Genomic DNA, 16,788 nt, shown 5'->3' with positions numbered 1-16,788 from the left:
GAACCGGTCACCGGCGGGGCACCAGGGTCTGATGTAATCGTCCCCGGGCGATCCCCGGAGCTGGGATCCCCGGAGGCGGGATCACGGCTGGGGGGACGTTGGAAGAGCTGGGCGCCGCAGACCCGCGGCAGGTGGGGCGCTACCGGATCCTCGCGCGCCTCGGCGCGGGCGGCATGGGCCGGGTGTATCTGGGCCGTTCCACCAGCGGCCGCATGGTCGCCGTGAAGGTGGTGCGCGCCGAACTCGCGGAGGACCCCGACTTCCGGCGCCGGTTCGCCCGGGAGGTCGAGGCGGCCCGGCGGGTGACCGGATTCTTCACCGCGGCGGTCGTCGACGCCGACCCCGAGGGCTCTCCCGCCTGGCTCGCCACCGCTTATGTCCCCGGCCTGCCGCTCGACGCGGCGATCCGTGCTCACGGGGCGTGGCCCCGTCGGTCGTTGCTCGTCCTGGGGGCCGGCCTGGTCGAGGCGCTGGAGGCCATTCACGCCACGGGACTGATCCACCGGGACCTGAAGCCGTCGAACGTGCTGATCGCCGCCGACGGTCCGCGGGTCATCGACTTCGGCATCTCCATCGCCACGGAGGCGAGCGTCCTCACCCAGACGGGCATGGTGATCGGCACACCCGGCTTCATGTCGCCCGAGCAGGTGACGGGAGATCAGGTCGGCCCGGCCGGCGATGTGTTCTCGCTCGGCGCGGTCCTCGCCTTCGCCGGAACGGGCGCGCCGCCCTTCGGCACCGGATCGCCGCACTCGGTGAACTTCCGCGCCGTGTACGAGGCCGCCGACCTTCAAAGGCTTCCCGCCGGCACCGACTTCATCGGCCGGTGTCTGGAGAAGGACCCCGGTGGTCGGCCCACGGTGCCGGAACTCCTGGCGGAGTTCGCCCGGTTACTCGGTGAGACGGGTGGCCTGACCTACGGGGGCGGGCTGCCCCAGGAGACCGCCTGGCTGCCGGAGGCGGTGGCCCTGGCGGTCACCCGCCCGGCCGGTTCCGATCCCGCGCCCGCGGACGCGTCGGCGGACACCCCTGGCGGTGCGGACGGTGCCGAGGATGCCGGCGCGGAGGGCGATGCCGGGTCGGCCCCCACGCCACCCGACCCACGGGACGCCCTGGCCAGGAAGCCCACGCCGGCCCCGGCCTTGCCTGCCACGCCGCCCCCGACTCCGGCCGCGCCCGCCACCCCGGCCCCGGCTCCGCCCGCCGTGACGTCGGCCGCACCGCTGCCACCTCCGCCGCTGCCATCGACCTCCCCGCCCATACCGACGCGGGCACCGGACCAGACGCCGCACCGGGCACCGGAGCGGAGCCCGGCCCCGGCCTTCGGCCCGGCGGCCGCCGCGACGTCCCCGCAGCACCTCGGTGGTGAGCCGGTCCTCGCCTCCACGTGGACGCCCGCCCCTCCCGCCACCACCACCGGCCGTTCCGCCGCCCGCCCGGGCGGCCGGGCTCGCCGTATCGTCGCGATCGCCGTCGCGGCGGCGCTGGTCGGCGGCGGCATCACCGCCCTCGTCGTGAACCTGGACAAGGGCAAAGACAAGGACAAGCACAGCAACGCCGGTACCCCCCGGGGCAAAGGTTCGGGCTCGTCCTCCGGCGGCACCGCTTCCGCCGCCGGCTTCGACGCCGCCGTCGACAAGGTCGTCAACCCCTCCTCGAAGAAGGGCGGCACGCTCCGCCTCGCGACCGCCGCCGACGCCGACTCCTGGGACCCGGCCCGCTCCTACTACGGCTGGGTCTGGAACATGCAGCGGCTCTACAGCCGCACGCTGCTCACCTACGACACCAAGCCCGGCGCGAAGGGCCTCGAGCTCGTGCCGGACCTGGCCGAGGCGCAGCCCGAGGTGTCGCCCGACGGAAAGACGTACACCGTCAGGATCAGGTCCGGGCTGAAGTTCGAGGACGGCACGCCCATCACCTCCCAGGACGTCAAGTACGCGATCGAACGGACCTTCGCGGAGGACGTCATCAGCGGCGGACCCACCTATCTCATGGAGGTGCTGGACCAGGGCCAGAACTACCGGGGCCCGTACAAGGGCGGCGGCTCCACCGGCCTGAAGTCGGTCAAGACGCCGGACGAGCGGACGCTCGTCTTCCGTCTCGCCGCGCCCGACTCGCGGTTCCCGCACCTGCTGGCCCTGGGCGCGACCGCCCCGGTGCCCAAGTCCAAGGACACCGGCGCCCGTTACGACTCCAAGCCGGTCGCGTCGGGGCCGTACCGGTTCGACTCGTACAGCCCGGGCAAGTCGCTCGTCCTGGTACGCAACACCCACTGGAACCCAGCGACCGACCCGGTGCGCAAAGCGCTGCCCGACCGCATCGAGCTGACCGTCTCCGCCACTCCGGAGCAGGTGGCCACCCACCTCATGGCAGGCACCGCGGACCTGGACGCGTCCCAGGCCGGCCTGCCCCCGGCCGCCTCCGCCAAGCTCATGGCCGACCCGAAACTGAAGGCAAACGCGGACGCCCCCTTCTCGGGCATCATGCGAACCGTCGCGATGGTGTCCAAAACGGCACCCTTCGACAACGAGCACTGCCGCAAGGCCGTCCTCTACGCGGCCGACACCACCGCCCTCCAGACCGCTCAGGGCGGTCCGACCACGGGCTCCCGCTACGGCAACATGCTGCCCCCGACCGTTCCGGGCAGCGATGCCTACGACCCCTTCGACCTCACCGAGGGCAAGCCCCGGCTCGCGAAGGCCAAGGAGGAACTCGCCGCCTGCGGACGCCCGAACGGCTTCACCACCAAGCTCGCCGTAGCCAACAACAGGCCCAAGAACGTGGCCTCCGCCCAGGCGCTCCAGCAGGCCCTGAAGGCCGCGGGCATCCAGGTCGAGATCAACCAGCTGGAGTTCAGCGCGTACCTCGACACCGCCGGCAGCCCCAGCGAGGTCGAGGACAAGGGCTACGGCCTCATCATGGCCGGCTGGAGCTCCGACTTCCCCCACGGATCCACTTTCCTGCAGCCGCTGGCCGACGGCCGCCTGATCGTTCCGAGCGGCAACACCAACTACGCCCAGGTCGACGACCCGGCGATCAACGACCTGTTCGACCAGGCGAGGACGGAGACCGACCCCGAGAAGGTGGCCGAGCTCTACCGCGCCCTCAACCACAGACTCACCGACGGCGCCCACTACCTCCCTGTCGTCGCCGTGAAATCCCTCAACTACCGCAACCCCCGCCTCACCAATGTCTACGTCAGCCACGCTTACGGCATGGTCGACGTCCAGGCGCTCGGCGTCGGCGAAGGCAGCGAGGGCTGAGCCCTGCGCGGCGGAAGGTCCCCGCGGTCCCTGCCGCACCACCTCGCCAGGCGGAGAGCGCGGCGTCGTCCCCATACGCGGTGGTCAGCAGGAACGCGGCCTGGCGCCTCGGTACCGGAACCCGAGGGCGTACAGCGCCGTACGGGCGTCCGCGGGGACGCTCTGGCGCGTCACACACGATGCGCCTTCGCTCCCACGGCAGGGGGTGCCGATAAGGTGCACCTTGATTGCTTTTGTTCAGTTATGTGGTCCGATGAAGGCAGGGCGGATGGAGATCATCGCGTTCGGGGTCACCGCGGACGAGGGCCCGCTGCTGGAGGAGGCATTCCGCGGACGGCACGGTGTGCGGTGTCTGGACGTGTTCCTCAACCGGGACACGGCCACGGCGGCGGCTGGGTACGAGGCTGTCAGCAGCAGTGTGAACGACGTCCTGGACGCGGAGGTGCTCGGCGCGCTGGCCGACGGCGGCACCCGGCTGATCACGCAGCGCGCGACCGGTCACAACAACATCGACCTCGTCCGGGCCGGCGAGCTGGGGCTGACCGTGGCGCGGGTCGCCTCTTACTCCCCGTATGCGGTGGCGGAGTTCGCCTGGGCGCTGGCGCTGGCGGTGAACCGCAGGACGGTCCGGGCCGTGGGGCGGACCCGGGAGTTCGACTTCCGGCTCAACGGGCTGATGGGCTGGGACTTCCACGGGCGGACCGTCGGGGTGCTGGGCACCGGCAGGATCGGCACCGCATTCGCCCGGATCGCGCACGGTTTCGGGATGCGGCTGCTCGGCTGGGACGTGGCCGAGAACCCGGATTGCCTGTCCTTGGGCATGAGCTACGTGGACAAGGAGCGGCTGTTCGCCGAAGCCGACCTGATCAGCCTCCACGTGCCCCTGGTGCCCGAGACGCATCACCTGGTGGATGCGGAGGCGCTGGCCCTGATGAAGAGTGGCGCGATCCTGATCAACACCGGCCGAGGCGGGCTGATCGACGCCTCCGAGCTGGTGGCCGCCCTGAAGCGGGACCGGCTCGACGGAGTGGGGCTCGACGTCTACGAGGAGGAGGCCGGGGTCTTCTACATCGACCACTCCATGGAGGTGATGATCGACGACATCCTGGCGCGGCTGATGACCTTCCGGAATGTGCTGGTCACCTCCCACCAGGCGTATTTCACCCGTGACGCCGTCGGCCAGATCATCGCCGCCACGGTGCGCAACGTCGAGGACTATCTGGCGGGACGGACCAGCGAGAACGTCCTCCTGGGCTCCTAGGCACGGTGCGGCACGATCGCGACCGGACAGGGCGCGTAGTGCAGCAACGCGTGCGCGACCCGTCCGAGCTGGAGCCCGTGGTGCACGGCCTGCCGATGGGCGCCGACGACGAGCAGGTCAGCCGTTCGTGCCGCCTCCAGCAGCGCCGAATGGGGGTGGCCTTCGACGGTCTCGCGGCGCACCACGACCTCCGGGAGCTCGTCCTCCGGCTCCCGCAGCGCCTCTGCCAGCTCCCGCTCCGCCTGCCGCCGGCGTTCTCCAGAGGTGTCCGCATGGCGTAGCGGCTCATCGATGATGTCGATGGCAGGGACGCGCCAGGCCCGCACGGCGTGGAGTTCGGCGCCGCGCACCGCGGCCTCCTGGAAGGCGAAGCGTACGACGTCGGAGTCGGCGCGAGGGTGGCCGAGGCCGACGACGATCCGCCCGAACCCGCCGGACCGGTTCCGTTCCTCGCCCCGTACCACGACCACCGGGCAGTCGGCCCGGCCGGCGACCGCCAAGCTCACCGAACCGAGCAGCATTTCGGCCACCGGGCCTGCCCCGCGAGCGCCGAGCACCAGCGCGAACGCCTCGCGCCCCACTCTCACCAGCGCGCGAACGGGATCCTCCACGAGGGCATCGGCGGACACCGCGAGGTCAGGGGCGCGCCGCCGGACCCGGTCGGCCGCCGCCGCGGTGACGCGGTCGCCGAGCAGTTCCGCCGTGGACTTCTCGATCCCGAACGCGGGCTTGACCCCCTCGTACCGCTCCCACCTCGAGGCGTACACCAACCGCACCGGCGCGTTGCGACGCATCGCCTCATCGGCGGCCCAGTCCACCGCCGTGAAGCTGGACTGCGAACCGTCCACACCCACCACCAAGGGCAGCTCCGTCATCCCCACGGTCCGCATCGTCCTCACCGCCTTGTAGTGCCTCTCCTACCACCGTCGCCTCTTCCGACCGTGGCCGCGAGCGCACGTCGGGACCTGCATCGGGGCCGCCCGGCCGGCGGTCATCGAGGCACCGTGGGGAAATCCGCCCCCAACGTCGGCTGATGCCGAAGCCGGGCATAGGCTGCCTGGACCAGCTCGCAATGGGGGAACTATGCGTATAGGTGTCTACCTCGCACACCCGCATCCGGGCAGCTTCAACCACGCGGTGTTCGCCGCCATTGTGGAAGAGCTGCGCGACCGAGGGTGTCACGTTCTCGCACATGACCTCTACGCCGAGGAATTCGACCCCTTGCTGACGGCCGACGAGACAGGGACGGTCCAGTCGGCAGCCCCCGCCCGGGACGCGCAGGTGGAGCTGCACCGGTCGGAGGTAGCCACCCTCGATGCCATGGTGTTCGTCCACCCGAACTGGTGGGGCATGCCGCCCGCTGTCCTCACCGGCTGGGTTCAGCGCGTGCTCGCTCCCGGTGTCGCGTACAAACTGGGCACCGCGGAAGGGGAGCCCGCAGGGCTGCTGAAGGCAGGACGCGCGCTCGTCCTGAACACTTCCGACACTCCTGCCGACCGCGAGGAGAGCGAGTTCGGCGACCCGTTGCAAAGCATCTGGGCGGCGTGCGTCCTGCCGTACGTGGGTGTCACCGACGTCCGCCGGGTCGTCCTGCGTACCGTCACCGACTCGGCCGACGAAACCCGAGCATCCTGGCTGCGTCAGGCACGTCAGCAAGCCGCCACGCTGATGACCTGACGCCGAGCCGTGCATCGTCCGCACCGGGCCGCCCCCTCGACCCGCGTCGTGTTCGGCCCACCGCTGGGCCGCGGACCGGATCGCCCGGCATCAGCGGCGCGATCCGGTCCCACGGCGCATCAGTGATCACTGACCGGATGGTCACACCCGACCACCCGACCACCCGACCAACCCGTCATCACAGAGAGAGGCTCTACCCGCGGTGCCGTGCGGCCCGGCGGCGGGCGGTGGCGAACAGCAGGGCGGACCCGGCGGCGAGCACCGCGGCGCCGCCGGTCGCAAGGAGTGCGGAGCTGCTGTCCCCACCGGTCTCGGCGAGGCGTTTCCCCCGCACGTCAGGGGAACCTGCCCCGTTGGCGGCCCTCACCTCCACGTTCTCCACCTCGGCGCTCTTCACGTCCGCGCCCGTGCCCGCCATGGCGTGGTGCCCCGCGTCGCCGCTGTCGTCGTCACCGCCGTGGCCGTGGTGGTCGACCGTGGACTTGGCCGCCCCCGCCTCGATCTGCCGGTCGCTGGGCGCGGAAGCGGTCGACGCCGGAGCCGGGGCCTTACGGGAGCCGCCGCCGAATATCACGTCGGAGCAGGTGTAGAACGCCTCGGGGCTGTCCGAGCGCTGCCAGATGCTGTAGATCAGATGGCGGCCCGACTTCTTCGGCACCGTGCCGGAGAAGAGGTAACTGCCGTCTCGCAGAGTCGGGTTGGTCACCTTGACGAACGGCTTGCTCTCCAGGTCCGACCACTTCAGCGGCCTCCTCGGGTTGTAGCCGTCCTTGGTGATGTACAGCTCGAAGGTGCCGCGGTGCGGGGCGGTCGCCCGATACCGGAACGCGTGCGCGCCGGACGCCAGCTTCGTGGCCGGCCAGTCCGCACGCGCCAGATCCAGCCCCTTGTACTTGTCGCGCCCCGCGCTGCACAGCCTGCCGTCCGGGATGATCTGACGGTGCCGCCCCGCGGCGTTGGCGATGTTCACCTCGTTCCAGTCGTACAGCGGCTGGGTCCCACCCGCCGCCACCATGGCCTTGCAGGCTGCCGAATCCGGATTCTCCGGCCCCTCCGCGAAGCAGGCGGACACCCGGCTGACCGGGTCCGTCATGGAGCCGTGCGCAACAGCCGGCCGGGCAGTCAACGCTCCCAGTGCGAGCGGCACCGCACCCAAGACGGCGACACGGACGGCGGCTTTGCGGGATACATGCATGGGGGGTCTCCTTCGATCGCTATGGGAAGGCGATCAGCACGTTAACCACCGAGCCCGCCCGTTTCACCGCCGAACAGGCCCCCCGGCCGAACGTTATCCGGATATGACAATTTCTCATTGGCTGACTCGGTGCGGTGTCGGTCGTGGTGGGGATCCTTGTCGAGGAGGGGTGACGGCAGTGCCGTGGGAATGCCGTCTCGCGCGCCAAACGACCGATCCCTGATCAACGCGCCGAGCTGCCATGCTCGCCATGGTCTCGCACTCACATTCGGGCGCCGAAGTTCTGCGTCCACCATGGCCCGCCGGAGCCCTGGTGCACTCCCACACCGAGGTTCTTGAAGGAGCAGTTGAGGATGTTGGCGCGGTGCCCCGGGCTGTGCATCCAGGCGTCCATCACCGACTCTGGGGTCTGCTGGCCCCTGGCTATGTTCTCCCCGTACGTCGACCAGCGGTAGCCCGCGGCCGTGATGCGCTCGCCGGGGCCCGCGCCGTCGGGGTTGGTGTGGTCGAAGAAGTTGCGGGCGGCCATGTCGCCGGAGTGGCCCCGCGCGGCGGCCGCCAGCTGCTTGTCGGCCGTCACCGGGCCGCAGCCGGCCGCCGCCCGCTCCTTGTTCACCAGCGCGATGACCCGCGACGCGGTGTCCGACGGGCCCGGCGGCACCGAAGGCTTGCTGGTCGGCCGCTGGGTCGGCCGCTGGGTCGGACGCGGCTTCTTCTTCGGCGCGGGCGTGCGCTTGGTGGCCCGCGGGCTTGCGGAGGGCTTCGGCTTCTTCTTCGCGGCGGGCCGTGAAGGAGAGGCGGAGGCCGATGGCGAGGCCGTGGCCGAGGCGCCGGATTCGGTGCCGGGCGTCGGGCGGTGAGCCGCCGGGGCGGCCGAGGCCTGCGCCACGGTGTCCGCCTCAGCCCGGGATCCGGGGTCGGCGGACGCGAAACACCACAGCCCGCCGCCGGCCACACAGGCCGCCACGAGCCCGCCGCCGATCACCTGCCGCCGGAGCCGCCGCCGGCGGCGGACCGCGCCACGGGAAAGGGCCCGTCCGCTCTCGGAGCGGCGCCGCGCCGCACGGCCGGTCCGGCCGTCTTCCCCCACGCCCCGGAGACCGATGCCGTCCTGGGCCTCAGTACCGCCGTCGCGGGCAGGGCCCGCCGCCGCGTTCGGTGCCGTCCTGTGTCGCTCTGTGCTCATCAGAAGAATTCCCTGTCCGTGACAGCCGTCGAATGTGTCCGATGACTGGGAGACCACGGACGGCACTTTCGGATAACAGTTCCTCCGACATCAGTTCAGCGGACGGGACGACAGCCGCCCGACGGCGGAGTCGGCATCGCCTCACGCCGGCCGACGAGGGCGCCGGAACGGGCCTCGGGCGGGTCCGAGGGGCTCACGCTGGAAGTGCCGGCTCCGGGTCGGCGGCGCGCGGGCGGGGACATCGCTCTTTCTGAGCCACCGCCTGAGTTGCCCACGGTTGTCACATCAGGTCATCGCTGAGTTGGGTGGGCCTGGGGTGCGTCGGAACCCGTAATAGCCACCTTTTTGTGGGTACTTGGCGGCAGGCGGTGGCTGAGCGACTCTGGTGAGGGCGGCCGCAGGGCCGCGGGATCCTGATGGGACGTAGGCGGCGATGTGATGGGTCAGTTGGCCGACTGGGTCTCGGCGAGCTTCTCCAGGCGGCGGTGGCCCCAATCAGAGAGGGGAGCCAGCGCCTCGGAGAGTTCTCGGCCGAACGCGGTCAAGGAGTACATGGTCTTCAGCGGAAGTACGTCGTGCACCTCCCGGTGCACCAGTCCGTCAGTCTCCATCTCGCGGAGCGCCTGAGTCAGCACCTTCTCGCTGAGGCCCGGCAGCCGTCGACGCAGCTGGCTTGGACGGCAAGGACCGGACTCCAGCAGCCAGAGCAGAGCCGTCTTCCATTTTCCGTCGATCACGGCGATCGCGGCAGTTACCCCACAGACGTTCGGGTCCTGGGCACGGCTGCGTGTCATTGTCGCCCCATTTCATTACAGATTACCGATATTTCCACTGGAGTTGAGCGATGTCCTCACACATCGAACAGTCTGCCGTCACCGTCCTCGGCCTGGGGCCGATGGGCCGATCCCTGGCGGGCGCGTTCCTGGATGCCGGCCTGCGAACCACGGTCTGGAACCGGACGCCGGGCCGGGACCGGGAACTGGTCGCGCAGGGCGCGGTCAGCGTCCGGTCGGCCGAAGAAGCGGTTGCCGCAAGCAGAGTGATCGTGGTCTGCGTGGTGAACTACGACGCGGTGGACACGATTCTGCGGCGAGAGGCGGTCACCGGCGCGCTCAAGGGTCGCACGGTGGTCAATCTGACCGCCGACACGCCGGACCGGGCCCGCGATGCCGCAGCGTGGGCGGCTGAGCACGGTGTTCGCTACCTGGACGGTGCGATCATGACGCCGACCACGACCATCGGAACGCCGGCCGCGGTGTTCATCCACAGCGGCCCGGAGGATCTCTACCGGGAGCACCAGCCCGTCCTGGAGGCGCTGGGCGGAACCCATACCCACCTCGGCGAGGAGATCGGCCGGGCGGCCGCATACGACATCGCGCTGCTCGACATCTTCTGGACCGCGATGGCGGGCTATGTGCACGCCCTCGCGTTGGCGCGAGCCGAAGGCATCACCGCGCGGGAGCTGGCACCGTTCGCCAAGGGCATCGGCGACATCCTCCCGCCGATCTTCGAAGAGGCCGCGGGGGAGGCCGACAGTGGTACCTACTCCGGTGAGGGCAACCCGATCACCTCGGCCGTATCGTCCATGGCGCACATCGTCCACACCTCGGAGGCGCATGGCATTGACGCGGGCGTGATGCGCGCGGCTGAGGGCATGGCCCGCCGAGCCATCGGACGGGGTCACGGTGCCGACGGGTTCGTACGGATCGCCGAGCTCCTGGGCCGCCGCTGAGGAAGCCCCTCGCTACCCGGGTCGACTGAGGCAGCCGATTACCAGCTGCCTCAGTCAACCGCAGGGAGCGGCTGGCAGGTGAGCGCCACGCCCGCGCCGGAACTGCCTGCGGAAGGCTGGTCTCCTACCAGGCCGTCAGCAGGCAGCCCCCGGAGGCCCGCGCCCAGGACGCCCCCCGCCTCGTTCCCACCAACCCGATGGCCGGGGGGCAGCCCTACCCCGAGATGGGCGGGTAGCACGATCGTGCCGCGCGGTCACCTCCGGCGATGCTGGGCCCATAAGCCAGTGGGCACCCCATGATTCCGTAGGAGTTGGCTCGTGCGTGAACAGGCATGGCAGACCTTTCGCTCGTCCGGGCGGCGGCGTCGGCACAGAACCGTGCCGGCCATGGCCGCAGTGGCCCTCGGTGCCATGACGATGAGCGCCATGGCTCCGCCCGCGGCGTCTGCCGGCGCCAAGCCGGACGCCGTCCGGCAGGGCCTGAAGGCGCTGGTGCACACTGACGGCGTGCCCGCCGCGCTGGCGAGCGTCGAAGACCGTGAGGGCCGCACTCGTGTCTACACCGCGGGCGTCGGCGACCTGGCCACCGGCGCGAAAGTGCCCAGGGATGGTCAGGTACGCGTCGGCAGCAACACCAAGACGTTCACCGCGGTGGTCGTGCTGCAACTGGCCGGTGAAGGGAAGATCGGCCTTGACGCCCCGGTCGACACCTATCTGCCCGGCCTCGTACGCGGGGACGGCATCGACGGGCGTCGCATCACCGTCCGCCAACTACTCCAGCACACCAGCGGACTTCCCAACTACAGCAACTACCTCGGCAACGACATCCGCTACTACCACCCCCGCGAACTCCTCGACCTCGCTCTCCAGCACAAGGCCGACTTCGCCCCCGGCACGAAATGGGCCTACAGCAACACGAACTACCTGGTGACCGGCCTGATCGTTGAGAAGGTCACCGGCCGCCCCCTCGCCGAGGAGATCGACCGGCGCGTCATCAAACGCATCGGATTGCGCCACACCTACTTCCCCGCCCCCGGCGAGGTGACGATCCGGGAGCGCCATCCCAGGGGCTACTACCAGGAATCGGCAGGCGCGCCTCTGGTAGACGCTACGGGATGGGACCCTTCCTGGGCCTGGGCCGCGGGCCAGATGGTGTCCACCAACTCCGACCTGAACCGGTTCTTCACCGCGCTGCTGGCGGGCAGGCTTCTGCCGAAGGCTCAGCTTGACCGGATGCGCACCACCGTCCCCGCCGGTCATCCCTTCCCTGCCGGTGCCCGTTACGGGCTGGGACTCGTGAGCACGCCCCTGTCGTGCGGCGGCGTGTACTGGGGCCACGGCGGCAGCATGACGGGATACGAGACCCGAGGTGGCGCCACCGAGGACGGCCGGGCCGCCAACGTCGCCGTGACCACACAGCCGAGCCAGGCGACCAAGGAGCGCATGGTCGGAGTTGTGGACGCGGCCCTGTGCCCCTAGGGGGTGTCCGTGGACTCAGCCGGTCGAAGAGATCGAGAAGCGCAAGCTGACCCCGCTGTTCGCAGTCGGCTTCGCCTTCCGGGCACAGCCGTCCCTGAACGAGATCTTGCAGCAGCGCTGGGAGGTGAATCCTTTCCGGACCTCTCTGTCTCTTATCTGTGTACCGGCCGAAGGGGCCGGCAGAACCGGGAGGAAACACCAATGATGGTCACGGGCCTCGTCGTGGTCGGAGCTCTGCTCGTGGGTGCGTGCAGCTGGCACCTGATGCGGCGCTACAAGGGGCGAAGCTGACCAGGTCTGCGCACGGAGCGCCTTGCGAGTACGAGTAGCGCATGAACCAACGCTTCCCCTGGCCGGACGAGCGGCTGATCAAGGCCGCTCAGGACGGCGACGTCACTTCGCTCACCACCGTCGTCATGAAATCGCAGCCTCATGTGCGCAAGTTCGCCATATCGCTGTGCGCCTCACCGCAGGACGCGGAGGATGCGGCGCAGGAGGCGCTGATCATCCTCTATCGGAAGATCGGCACCTTGCGGGCCACTGGGGCGCTTGCCTCATGGATGTTCCGGATCGTGCGCAACGAATGCCTCCGGCAGGTACGGCTGCTCGTCTCGCGGAGCGACGATGCGTCGGCCGAACCGGAGGCGCCCGCGGAACCGTCCGCCGAGGACGCGGTGCTGCACAGACTGGAGGTGGAGCGGATCGCGGCCGCGGTCTGTGCCCTTCCCCCTGACCAGCGGCAGGTCCTGATCATGCGGGACATACAGGGCCTGCCCGGCAAGACCGTGGCCCATTCGCTCGGCCTGAGCAACGCCGCGATGAAATCGCGGCTACACAGAGCACGTGCAGCGCTGCGTCACTCACTGACAGTGACCGATCAAGTCATCGACCGACCAGTCGGAGGAGACTCATGACCGCGAACACCGTGCGGGGGGCAAGGGCCCTGGCCACCCCGGAGTCCGCAGCTCCCGAGATGGCCTTCGCCAGCAAGTCCGTCCCGCACCACCTGGCGCGCGGCGCCATCGGCTTCGGGCTGATCATCGGCTCGATCGGCCTGGTGCCCGTCGCCGGCCCGGTCACCCTGCTGGCGGCCCCGTTGGCCCTGATCGCCTTCCGCGGCTGCCCCACCTGCTGGATGGTCGGCCTGGCGCAGACCATTTCCCGCGGCCGCCTGGAGCGCCAGTGTGTGGACGGCGTCTGCACCCTCACCAAGGCGCACCCGGCGGCAAAGGCCGCAGACGAGCCTGATCACCGCGGCACGCCAACGGACGGTCGGATCCGCTGAGCTGGTCTCGGCTCACACGGCGGGGGTATCGGCTGGCGGCAGCTGGAGGGTGTAGGGCATGACACCGATGAGGACGATGCGGCGCTCCCCGGGCCCGCTCGCCGGGCCGCGCCGCATCGGGGCGACGTAATGGCTCACCACAGGGTCGTGAACGGCGTAGGCGTCCAGCGGCTCGTCGAGAGTGAAGGAGGCATGGAGTGCGCCGGGCGGCAGCTCCTTGGGCTGCCGCCCGGCGCACTGCGGCCGGGCGATGCAGGTCTCACCGCCCGCGATGTTGGTGCGGCTTACCAGGTACGCGAAGACGAAGCTGCTGTCACCGTCCTGGTGCAGGCAGTTGGGCGACGCCACCGCCACGTCTCCTCTCGCCTCCACGGCGAACTTGACAAGGTGGACGGTGTAATAGAGCGGGTTGGCTCGATACTCCTCTCGCCATTGGGTACGGCCCGCAGCCCATCGCATCAGGTGCTGCAAGAGCGGGTTCGCGCGTACTCCCTCCGGCAGGCCGGGGAAGCGCCGCCCGCGGTCATAGAGCGGGTGGCGGGTCTGGCGGAATTCGGCTACCGACCCGTGCTCCGGGTCAGGCGCGTCCGGAATCCAGGACAGCACCCCGCTCCAAGGCAGGCCCACGGCGTGTCCGAACCGACGGAAACGGTTGTCCTGTGGGGCGTACGGATCAGCCGGCAGATCCTCGAAAGCCACGGTAAGCCGCTCCAGATCCGTCTGCCACCGCCCGCCCACCGGGTCGGGGATCACATCCGGCCGGCGATACCGCTCAAAGCCCCGCGCCTGCAGATCGCCACGCCCGACGACGGCCTCCGCCGTGTCCTCCACGATGCCGGTACGGTCCATCGCCTTCGAACCTCTCACCTAGCCCAGGGCTCCTGGACGAGGAACCCCATGCCCCTCCTTTCAGAAGACGTCGCTTCCGTAGCGTTGTCGTGATCGGTGCGCCGAATGGGTGAAGCTCTCGGTGTTGGAGACCCACACGCCCACCTCCACGACCACCGGCTCGGCCTCGTCGCCGACCGCGACCTCTTCGCCGTGATCGCGGCGCACCGGCCGGCATGCGCCCTCCCGCCCGGACCGGCTGGCGGTATGGCGTCGGCACCTCCGCGTGGTTGCCCCGTGAGTGTCACCGGCGCCGCCCCCGTTCGCCCGGCGCGTCGAGACGCGATTTCGACGAGACGAGACACGCGCCGCCACTACCTCACGAAGGCCCGCGACGCGGGCCGGCCGGCCGTCAGGCGACGGCGTTGCGGTAGTGGCTCGTCAACCGTCCCGCCTCGTCCAGGACGTGGAAGACGAGCGCCGGAGGTTGGTCGAGGTGGACATGGTCCGCTGGGTGGGCGTGGTGCTCCCAGGGAAGGCGGAGGGTGGAAACGACACCGGGAGCGACGACCAGAGGCTTCCCGGCGAACGTGGTTGCCGCCGCGGTGTGGGCGTGGCCGCAGATGAGGGCGACGATGTTGGGATGACGCTCCACCAGGGCGGCGAGCCGCTCCTGGCCGAACTGCCGCAGGCCGTCGATGTAGGGGCTGTGCAGCAGAGTCGGCGGGTGATGGAAGCCGACGAGAACGGGCATGTCGCCCGGCGTCCGGGTGAGCACGTCCTCCAGCCAGAGCAGGGTTTCGTCCTCGATGAACCCGTCGTCCTTCCCCGGTACCGAGGAGTCACACAGGGCGATGGTGAACCCCGCCGTGCGATGGACCCGGTTGACGGGCGCTGTCGAGGCGGGTTCCCCGAGCAGGAACCGGCGGAAGGCACTGCGCTCGTCGTGGTTTCCCGGACACACCAGCAACGGGTGCCGGGTGGCCAGCAGTTGGCGGGCCAGCTCGTACTCGGCCGGCAGTCCGTGGTCGGCGATGTCACCGGTCACCACGACGGCGTCGAGGTCGTAGGGAAGGGCGTTCAGGTAGTCGATGACCGCCCTTGTGCGGTCGATGCTGCGCTGCTGTCCGTCGATGTGGACGTCGCTGAGGTGGGCTGTCACGATCACGGTTACGCCTGGTCCTTCCGAAGGCTGGCCCGGTGCGGTGGGGGCGGTGGCGGGCGATCTGGCCCGACTCACCTCCATGGCTTCGGCGAGCCTATTGAGCGACTGGACCACACGTAAGATCCAGTTTCGCGCTGAAGATTTGGTCCAGTCCGGGCTTCGGCCTCCAGGCCGACACCACCACCGCGGGCGGCGCCCGGGCTGGGTGCCGGCCTTCGCGCGGGCACCGCTGGAGTACGGCCCCGACCGTCGGAGGCCAGGACTGTGAACAAGGCGTCGAGGGCAACCGGGTAGGCGGTTTCGGTCGGGGCGGCGAAGCCGATCAACAGCCCCAGCGGGCTGTCAGCAGGGTCGTGATGGAGTTCGGTGAGACCGCGCAAGGCGAGGCCGTGGTGGGTACATCTGGCCAGGAGCTGGTCTTCGGTGAGGCCGCCGGAAGGAAGGGTGACAAGGGTGTGCAGGCCGGCGGGGACTCCATGGGCGGTGAGACCGGGGTGGGCGGCTATCCGGCTGAGGAGGAGTTCACGCCGGCGGCGGTAGCGCAGGCGGGCGGCGCGGATGTGGCGGTCGTAGGCGTGAGTGGTGATCAGGTCGGCGAGGACGAGTTGGCCCAGGGTCTCGGTGTACAGGTCGGCTTGCTGCTTGGCCTGCACCATGGGTCGCACCAGGTGGGGCGGTAGGACCATCCAGGCCAGGCGAAGGGCGGGGGCGAGGGTCTTGGACGCGGTGCCGCAGTAGATGACGTGGTCGGGAGCGACGCCCTGGAGGGCTCCGACGGGTTGGCGGTCGTAGCGGTACTCGCCGTCGTAGTCGTCCTCGACGATCAGGCCGCCTGTGGAGCGCGCCCAAGCGCACAGTGCCTGGCGGCGGCTCGGATGCAGGGGAACGCCGGTCGGGTACTGGTGCGAGGGAGTGAGGAGCACTGCTCCCGTGTGCCGAGCGAGTTCCTCAGTGCGGGCGCCGTGAGAGTCGACGGGCAGGGCCAGGGCGGTGAGTCCGGCACGCTGGATGACTTCCCGAAAGAGGTTGTGCCCCGGGTCCTCCACAGCCGCAGTGCGTATGCCGCTCGCGGCCAGTACGCCGCTGAGCAGGCCCAGACCTTGGTAGTGGCCGGAGGTGACCATGATCCGGTCGGGCGTTGTGATCACGCCGCGAGTGCGGCCCAGATAGTCGGCGAGGGCCCTGCGCAGCTCGATCCGGCCCTGCGGGTCTCCGGCGCCGAAGACCTCGGGACGCGCCCGGGTGAGAACGCGGCGGGTGGAGGCGAGCCAGGCTCGGGTGGGGAAGGCGGTGACGTCAGGGAGCCCGGGGCGAAGGTCGTGGCGGGGAGTCGTCGGCTCGGGTGCGGGGCGCTCGGGGGCCTGGGCGCGCTGCGGCCCCTCGGCCACTTTGGTGCCCGACCCGGGGCGCGTGGTCAGGTAGCCCTCCTCGACCAGTTGATCGTAGGCGGCGGTGACGGTGCCTCGCGAGAGTCCGAGTTCCTGGGCCAGCCCTCGGGTGGACGGCAGGAGCGATCCGGCGGGCAGGCGTCCCTGGTGGATCGCTTCCCGGAGCGCGGCCTCCAAAGCGGAGCGCCGCCCGCTTACGGCGTTGATGGAGATGTGCAGGTCGAGCCGGGAACTGGACCAAGAATTCGACATGGAAGTGGATCTTATTCTTGGTCCGGCAACCTTCTAGATTCGAGAGCGAAGCCGGTCGCGAGGGGGCGTGAGCGTGA

General features: G+C 70.2%; 16 protein-coding genes and 1 pseudogene. 8 read left to right on the top strand and 9 right to left on the bottom strand.

The features are described from left to right. The first annotated feature begins 98 nt into the window (after nucleotides 1-98). Together AC4BDD_RS00710 and AC4BDD_RS00705 are read left to right on the top strand one after the other, a co-directional pair. Nucleotides 99-3,263 carry an ABC transporter substrate-binding protein gene (locus tag AC4BDD_RS00710; RefSeq protein ID WP_490688973.1) on the top strand — a complete coding sequence of 1,055 codons (3,165 nt, stop codon included), beginning with the start codon at nucleotides 99-101 and terminating at the stop codon, nucleotides 3,261-3,263. 268 nt (nucleotides 3,264-3,531) lie between these two features. After that, nucleotides 3,532-4,524, top strand: coding sequence for a 2-hydroxyacid dehydrogenase (locus tag AC4BDD_RS00705; protein WP_490688972.1), 993 nt, complete (start codon nucleotides 3,532-3,534; stop codon nucleotides 4,522-4,524). On the opposite strand, the gene AC4BDD_RS00700 is transcribed toward AC4BDD_RS00705, so the two are convergent. Next, nucleotides 4,521-5,399, bottom strand: a complete 879-nt coding sequence (locus AC4BDD_RS00700; RefSeq protein ID WP_490691996.1) for a universal stress protein — start codon at nucleotides 5,397-5,399, stop codon at nucleotides 4,521-4,523. The genes AC4BDD_RS00705 and AC4BDD_RS00700 overlap by 4 nt on opposite strands. 262 nt (nucleotides 5,400-5,661) lie before the next feature. On the opposite strand from AC4BDD_RS00700, the gene AC4BDD_RS00695 reads away from it, so the two are divergent. Next, on the top strand, nucleotides 5,662-6,201 hold the full coding sequence (locus AC4BDD_RS00695; protein WP_490688971.1) for an NAD(P)H-dependent oxidoreductase: 540 nt from the start codon (nucleotides 5,662-5,664) through the stop codon (nucleotides 6,199-6,201). A gap of 48 nt (nucleotides 6,202-6,249) precedes the next feature. Here AC4BDD_RS00695 and AC4BDD_RS00690 read toward each other — a convergent pair. The 3 genes and pseudogenes from AC4BDD_RS00690 to AC4BDD_RS00680 form a co-directional block, all read right to left on the bottom strand. Further along, a pseudogene (locus AC4BDD_RS00690) lies at nucleotides 6,250-6,346 on the bottom strand (IS5/IS1182 family transposase); the annotation flags it as partial. Between the two features lie 48 nt (nucleotides 6,347-6,394). Beyond that, nucleotides 6,395-7,396: a lytic polysaccharide monooxygenase gene (locus tag AC4BDD_RS00685; RefSeq protein ID WP_490688970.1), complete on the bottom strand. Its 1,002-nt coding sequence runs from the start codon at nucleotides 7,394-7,396 to the stop codon at nucleotides 6,395-6,397. Nucleotides 7,397-7,658: 262 nt separating this feature from the next. Beyond that, nucleotides 7,659-8,012 carry a CAP domain-containing protein gene (locus tag AC4BDD_RS00680; protein ID WP_490688969.1) on the bottom strand — a complete coding sequence of 118 codons (354 nt, stop codon included), beginning with the start codon at nucleotides 8,010-8,012 and terminating at the stop codon, nucleotides 7,659-7,661. Between the two features lie 7 nt (nucleotides 8,013-8,019). On the opposite strand from AC4BDD_RS00680, the gene AC4BDD_RS00675 reads away from it, so the two are divergent. Next, the gene (locus AC4BDD_RS00675; protein ID WP_490688968.1) at nucleotides 8,020-8,256 is read left to right on the top strand and encodes a hypothetical protein; all 237 of its coding nucleotides are present in this window, start codon (nucleotides 8,020-8,022) and stop codon (nucleotides 8,254-8,256) included. A gap of 769 nt (nucleotides 8,257-9,025) precedes the next feature. Here the strand turns inward: AC4BDD_RS00675 and AC4BDD_RS00670 are convergent. Then, complete coding sequence (locus AC4BDD_RS00670; RefSeq protein ID WP_490688967.1) at nucleotides 9,026-9,376, bottom strand: winged helix-turn-helix transcriptional regulator; 351 nt, start codon at nucleotides 9,374-9,376, stop codon at nucleotides 9,026-9,028. Nucleotides 9,377-9,426: 50 nt separating this feature from the next. Here AC4BDD_RS00670 and AC4BDD_RS00665 point away from each other — a divergent pair, with 50 nt between their 5' ends. From AC4BDD_RS00665 to AC4BDD_RS00650, 4 genes are all read left to right on the top strand, one after another. Then, a complete protein-coding gene (locus AC4BDD_RS00665; protein ID WP_490688966.1) occupies nucleotides 9,427-10,314 on the top strand; it encodes an NAD(P)-dependent oxidoreductase in 888 nt (295 codons plus the stop codon). A 387-nt stretch (nucleotides 10,315-10,701) separates the two neighbouring features. Next, the gene (locus tag AC4BDD_RS00660; protein ID WP_490688965.1) at nucleotides 10,702-11,793 is read left to right on the top strand and encodes a serine hydrolase domain-containing protein; all 1,092 of its coding nucleotides are present in this window, start codon (nucleotides 10,702-10,704) and stop codon (nucleotides 11,791-11,793) included. A 332-nt stretch (nucleotides 11,794-12,125) separates the two neighbouring features. Then, a complete protein-coding gene (locus AC4BDD_RS00655; protein WP_490688964.1) occupies nucleotides 12,126-12,707 on the top strand; it encodes an RNA polymerase sigma factor in 582 nt (193 codons plus the stop codon). Next, a complete protein-coding gene (locus AC4BDD_RS00650; protein WP_490688963.1) occupies nucleotides 12,704-13,078 on the top strand; it encodes a hypothetical protein in 375 nt (124 codons plus the stop codon). The genes AC4BDD_RS00655 and AC4BDD_RS00650 overlap by 4 nt, the downstream gene beginning before the upstream one ends. A 12-nt stretch (nucleotides 13,079-13,090) precedes the next feature. Here AC4BDD_RS00650 and AC4BDD_RS00645 read toward each other — a convergent pair whose 3' ends face one another. The 4 genes from AC4BDD_RS00645 to pdxR form a co-directional block, all read right to left on the bottom strand. After that, the gene (locus AC4BDD_RS00645) at nucleotides 13,091-13,927 is read right to left on the bottom strand and encodes a 2OG-Fe dioxygenase family protein (protein WP_490688962.1); all 837 of its coding nucleotides are present in this window, start codon (nucleotides 13,925-13,927) and stop codon (nucleotides 13,091-13,093) included. 60 nt (nucleotides 13,928-13,987) lie between these two features. Further along, entirely contained in the window at nucleotides 13,988-14,134 is a 147-nt protein-coding gene (locus AC4BDD_RS00640) for a hypothetical protein (RefSeq protein ID WP_490688961.1), read from the bottom strand. Between the two features lie 184 nt (nucleotides 14,135-14,318). Next, on the bottom strand, nucleotides 14,319-15,074 hold the full coding sequence (locus AC4BDD_RS00635; RefSeq protein ID WP_490688960.1) for a metallophosphoesterase: 756 nt from the start codon (nucleotides 15,072-15,074) through the stop codon (nucleotides 14,319-14,321). A gap of 68 nt (nucleotides 15,075-15,142) precedes the next feature. Beyond that, a complete protein-coding gene (gene pdxR, locus AC4BDD_RS00630; RefSeq protein ID WP_490688959.1) occupies nucleotides 15,143-16,711 on the bottom strand; it encodes a MocR-like pyridoxine biosynthesis transcription factor PdxR in 1,569 nt (522 codons plus the stop codon). Nucleotides 16,712-16,788 lie beyond the last annotated feature (77 nt).

Source organism: Streptomyces sp. JLBT605, from assembly GCF_058215555.1.
This window is presented reverse-complemented; position numbering and strand designations above follow the sequence as displayed.